Origin of the sequence: Streptomyces sp. NPDC021356 (assembly GCF_040641015.1) — a bacterium.
Classification (GTDB): domain Bacteria; phylum Actinomycetota; class Actinomycetes; order Streptomycetales; family Streptomycetaceae; genus Streptomyces.
The window spans coordinates 26886-31131 of the sequence record NZ_JBFACU010000056.1; the positions used below are offsets into that span (position 1 = coordinate 26886).

At 71.5% G+C, this 4246-nt stretch carries 4 protein-coding genes and 1 rRNA gene; all 5 read right to left on the reverse strand.

What is annotated here, in order from left to right:
* Nucleotides 1-146: 146 nt before the first annotated feature.
* On the reverse strand, nucleotides 147-1319 hold the full coding sequence (locus AB0G56_RS39295) for an acetoin utilization protein AcuC (protein ID WP_360980240.1): 1173 nt from the start codon (nucleotides 1317-1319) through the stop codon (nucleotides 147-149).
* Nucleotides 1270-2493 carry an MFS transporter gene (locus AB0G56_RS39300; RefSeq protein ID WP_360980243.1) on the reverse strand — a complete coding sequence of 408 codons (1224 nt, stop codon included), beginning with the start codon at nucleotides 2491-2493 and terminating at the stop codon, nucleotides 1270-1272. Before AB0G56_RS39300 ends, AB0G56_RS39295 begins: the two co-directional genes overlap by 50 nt.
* Nucleotides 2494-2588: 95 nt before the next feature.
* Entirely contained in the window at nucleotides 2589-3329 is a 741-nt protein-coding gene (locus AB0G56_RS39305; RefSeq protein WP_360980246.1) for a VC0807 family protein, read from the reverse strand.
* A 105-nt stretch (nucleotides 3330-3434) separates the two neighbouring features.
* Nucleotides 3435-4079 (reverse strand): HAD family hydrolase, encoded by a 645-nt coding sequence (locus tag AB0G56_RS39310; RefSeq protein ID WP_360980248.1) that lies wholly within the window; start codon nucleotides 4077-4079, stop codon nucleotides 3435-3437.
* Between the two features lie 73 nt (nucleotides 4080-4152).
* Nucleotides 4153-4246: ribosomal RNA gene (rrf, locus tag AB0G56_RS39315) — 5S ribosomal RNA — on the reverse strand; the annotation flags it as partial.

The following is a 4246-nucleotide window of genomic DNA, read 5'->3' on the forward strand; positions in this document are numbered from 1 at the left end:
CGGTGCCCTGCTCACCCGGCGGGACCCCCCGCCGTCCTGGCCCGGTGCCCTGCTCACCCGGCGGGACCTCCGACCCTTCCGGCCCTGCTGACCGGCGGACCCCGGCGGCTCGCCCGGGCCTCTTCCCGCCCGGCCGGCCCCGCCCGCTACGCCAGCAGCCCCCGCAGCGGGAACGCCGCCCGCCGGGTCGCGCGGATCGCCTGGTCCAGGCGGTCCGCCGGGTCGTACCCCGCCTCCCAGTCGGCCCACGTCACCGGCCACCGCCCGTCCGTCATCCGCAGCGGCCCCAACTGCCGTGTCCGCGCGTACACCTCCTGCCGCCAGCTCTCCGGGATCACCGTCTCCGGCTCCACCGGCCGCCCCGCCGCGATCCCCACCAGATGCGTCCACGACCTGGGGACGACGTCCACCACCGCGTAGCCGCCCCCGCCCAGCGCGACCCACCGCCCGTCGGCGTGCTCGTGCGCCAGTTCGTGGCACGCCACCTGCACGGCGCGCTGCGCGTCCAGCGACACCGCGAGATGCGCCAGCGGGTCCTCGAAGTGGGTGTCGGCGCCGTGCTGCGTCACCAGCACCTGCGGCCGGAAGTCCGCGAGCAGTTCCGGGACGATCGCGTGGAACGCCCGCAGCCATCCCGCGTCCCCGGTCCCGGCCGGCAGCGCCACGTTCACCGCCGAGCCCTCCGCGCAGTCGGCGCCCGTCTCCTCCGGCCAGCCGGTCTGCGGGAACAGCGTCCGGGGATGCTCGTGCAGCGAGACCGTCAGCACCCGCGGGTCCTCCCAGAACGCCGCCTGCACCCCGTCCCCGTGGTGCACGTCGACATCGACGTACGCGACCCGTTCGGCACCGAGTTCGAGGAGCCGGGCGATCGCCAGCGCCGCGTCGTTGTACACGCAGAAGCCGGACGCCGCACCGGGCATCGCGTGGTGCAGCCCGCCCGCGAAGTTCACCGCGTGCAGCGCGTCGCCGTGCCACACCGCCTCCGCCGCACCCACCGACTGACCGGCGATCAGCGCGGAGACGTCGTGCATCCCGGCGAACGCGGGATCGTCCGTCGTCCCCAGCCCGTACGCCCCGTCGGCCGCCCCCGGATCCGCCGACGCGGCCTTCACCGCCTCGATGTAGTCCAGCCGGTGCACGAGCCGCAGCGTCGACTCCCCGGCCGGCTTCGCCGCGACCAGCCGCACCTCGCGGTCGAGCCCGAGGGCACCGACCAGTTTCCGGGTCAGGGCGAGGCGGACCGGGTCCATCGGATGGTCCCGGCCGAAGTCATACCCCGTTACTGCCTCGTCCCACATCAGCTGTGCGCGGCCGCTCATGCCCGCCACCGTATCGGTCCGTCCGCGGCGCGAACGACCTGGCGTAGACCAGCGTCACCAGCACCAGAACCATCGGCACCAGCATCGCCCCGCGATAGCTCCACGCATCGCCCAGCGCGCCCACCAGCGGCGAGCCGACCAGGAAACCCACGTAGTTGAAGATGTTCAGCCGCGCGATCGCCGCGTCCGACGCACCCGGGAACAATCGCCCGGCCGCGGCGAAGGTCTGCGGCACCAGCACACACAGCCCGAGCCCCAGCAGCGTGAACCCCAGCATCCCCGCCCAGGCCCCCGGCGCCCCGGCCACCACCGCGAACCCCAGCGCCGCCACCAGCGCACCCAGCCGCACCACGGCCACCGCCCCGAACCGCCGCACCCCCACGTCCCCGATGGCCCGCCCCAGCAGCGTGGTCACCATGTAGACGTTGTACGGCACCGTAGACAGCTGCTCCGAACTCCCCAACGTGTCCTGGAGATACTTGGCGCTCCAGTTGGAGACCGTCGAGTCACCGATGTACGCGAAGGTCATCACCAGGCAGAGCGGCAGCAGCAGCCGGAACACCAGCGCCCCGCCCGCGCCCCCGTCGCCAGTCCCCGGGACCCCGGCCGCGGCGGCCTTCCCGTCGACGTACCACCGGCTCCCCACGAACGTCGCCGGCAGCAGCACCGCCACCACCGGCAGGTACGACACCCACAGCGCCAGGTGCCAGTGCGCCCCCACCCAGGCCAGCGAGGCGCCGACGATCCCGCCCAGGCTGTAGGCGGCGTGGAAACTGAGCATGATGCTGCGCCCGTACGTCCGCTGCAGGCTCACCCCGAGCATGTTCATCGACGCGTCCAGCACACCCACCGCCAGCCCGAACACGCCGAGCGTCAGCGCCATTTCGGCGACCCGGTCACCGGCCCCGGCACCGAGCAGCGCCAGCAGGACGACCGGCTGCGACCAGCGCAGCAGCCGGCTGGGCCGGATGCGCTTGACCAGGTTCTCGGTGGTGACGCTGCCGACCCCCGCCAGGATCGGCACGGCCGCCAGGAAGACCGGCAGCAGGCCGTCGGAGACCCCGTACCGGTCCTGGATCGCGGGGATGCGCGTCACGAGGAGGGCGAAGGCCGCGCCCTGGGCGAAGAAGCTGAACGCCAAAGAGGCCCTACCGCGCCGCAGCACATCTGTCATGGCGGCGAGCGTAGGGCCCGAGGCTACCTGTGGGTAGATCCGGTCAAAGATGAATTTCCCTCAGGTTCAGCTTGGTTCGGTTGGTGTGGGGCGGTTCAGGCCGCGAGGGTGGTGGCGGCGACCGCGGGCTGCGCGGCCCCGGCCTGGCCGGCCTCGACCTCGGCGGTCAGCAGCCGCTCCATCGGTTCGACGGCCAGTCCGCCACCGACCACGAAGGCGACCGCCAGCGCGCCGACCATGAAGACCGTGCCGAGCCACACCATCGTGTCCACGGGCAGGGTGTACGCGCCCACCACCCGTCCCACGCACTCGGCCAGCAGCGCCAGGCCCCAGACGACGGAGAACACGCGCTCCTTGCTCCGGAAGGCGGCGGAACCGGCCGCCGCACCGGACATCAGCCGCTCCCAGGCGGCCTCCTTGGCGGTGTCGCCCTTCACCATGAAGGGCTTCATCCCCGCGGTCATCATCGGCTTGCCGAGCACCACGGAGACCAGGATGCCGATGGCGACGGTGCTGCTGACCCCGCTGTCCTTGGCGAGCATCAGCCGCGGGTCACCGGAGACGAAACTCAGCAGCAGCGAGACGACGTTCACGAAGAGGATCAGAGCCGCCAGGGCGTTGGCCCGGCGCTCGCTGAACACGCTCCACACCGTCCGCGCGGCCGGCACCGCGCTGCTCCAGGCCAGCGCGGCGAAGGTGCTCATCCCGAAGACGTCCTTGAAGGCGTAGTACGAGCCGAGCGGCACCGCGATGTCCAGGATCAGCGGCTTGAAGTTGTCCAGGACACTCGGGTTCTGGGCGGTGTTCCGGCTGTGGTTCCCCGTGTTCTTCGTCATGCCCCAAGCTTCGCCGCCGCAGGGGGTCCGCCGACAGAAACGATCGTCCGGAGGTCCGCATGACAAATGTCAGCCCCGCGCCGGTGGCCCCGGTCATGCCCGGGATCAAACCAGCAGGTCAGCCAACTCGGTCATGTCGGGGAAGAGTCGGGTCGCGCCGTCGAGCCGGTCGGCGGGCGTCATGGCGGTGAACCCGTACACGTCCATCCCGGCCGCCAGGGCGGCCCGCACGCCCAGCGGCGAGTCCTCGACGACCACGCACCGCCCCGGCGCGACGCCCATCCGCTCGGCCGCGTACAGGAAGAGGTCCGGCGCCGGCTTGCCCCGCCCGACGTCCTGCGAACTGAAGATCCGGGCGTCGTCGAACCACCGGTCGAGCCCCGTCGTCCGGTGCCCCACCCGGATCCGCTCATGACTGCCCGACGAGGCGACGCAGTACGGCGTCCCGTCCGCCGCCAGCTTCTCCAGCATCTCGACGACGCCGGGCACTGGCTTCAGCTCCCGCTGGAACGCGGCGAAGACACGGGCGTGGAAGACGTCGTCGAAGTCGTCGGGCAGCCGCTCCCCCGTACGTTCCAGCACGAAGTCGTGGACCCGGTGCATGGCCGCCCCCATGTAGTCACGCAGGGAGTCCTCGTAGGAGGTGGGGTGCCCCAGCTCGGTCAGATAGGCGGCGAGGAGACGGTTCGAGATCGGCTCGCTGTCCACGAGCACGCCGTCGTTGTCGAAGATGACGAGGTCATAGCGCATACCCAGGAGCCTAGACAGCCCCTGGAAAGCAGAAAACCCCGCACCATGAGGTGCGGGGTTTTCCCTAAAATCTGTTCGGCGGTGTCCTACTCTCCCACAGGGTCCCCCCTGCAGTACCATCGGCGCTGTAAGGCTTAGCTTCCGGGTTCGGAATGTAACCGGGCGTT

Bases quoted from the DNA above. Each gene is read 5' to 3' on its own strand.
- AB0G56_RS39305 (WP_360980246.1), bottom strand. From the start codon at position 3,329: ATGACGAAGAACACGGGGAACCACAGCCGGAACACCGCCCAGAACCCG.
- AB0G56_RS39300 (WP_360980243.1), bottom strand. From the start codon at position 2,493: ATGACAGATGTGCTGCGGCGCGGTAGGGCCTCTTTGGCGTTCAGCTTC.
- AB0G56_RS39310 (WP_360980248.1), bottom strand. From the start codon at position 4,079: ATGCGCTATGACCTCGTCATCTTCGACAACGACGGCGTGCTCGTGGAC.
- AB0G56_RS39295 (WP_360980240.1), bottom strand. From the start codon at position 1,319: ATGAGCGGCCGCGCACAGCTGATGTGGGACGAGGCAGTAACGGGGTAT.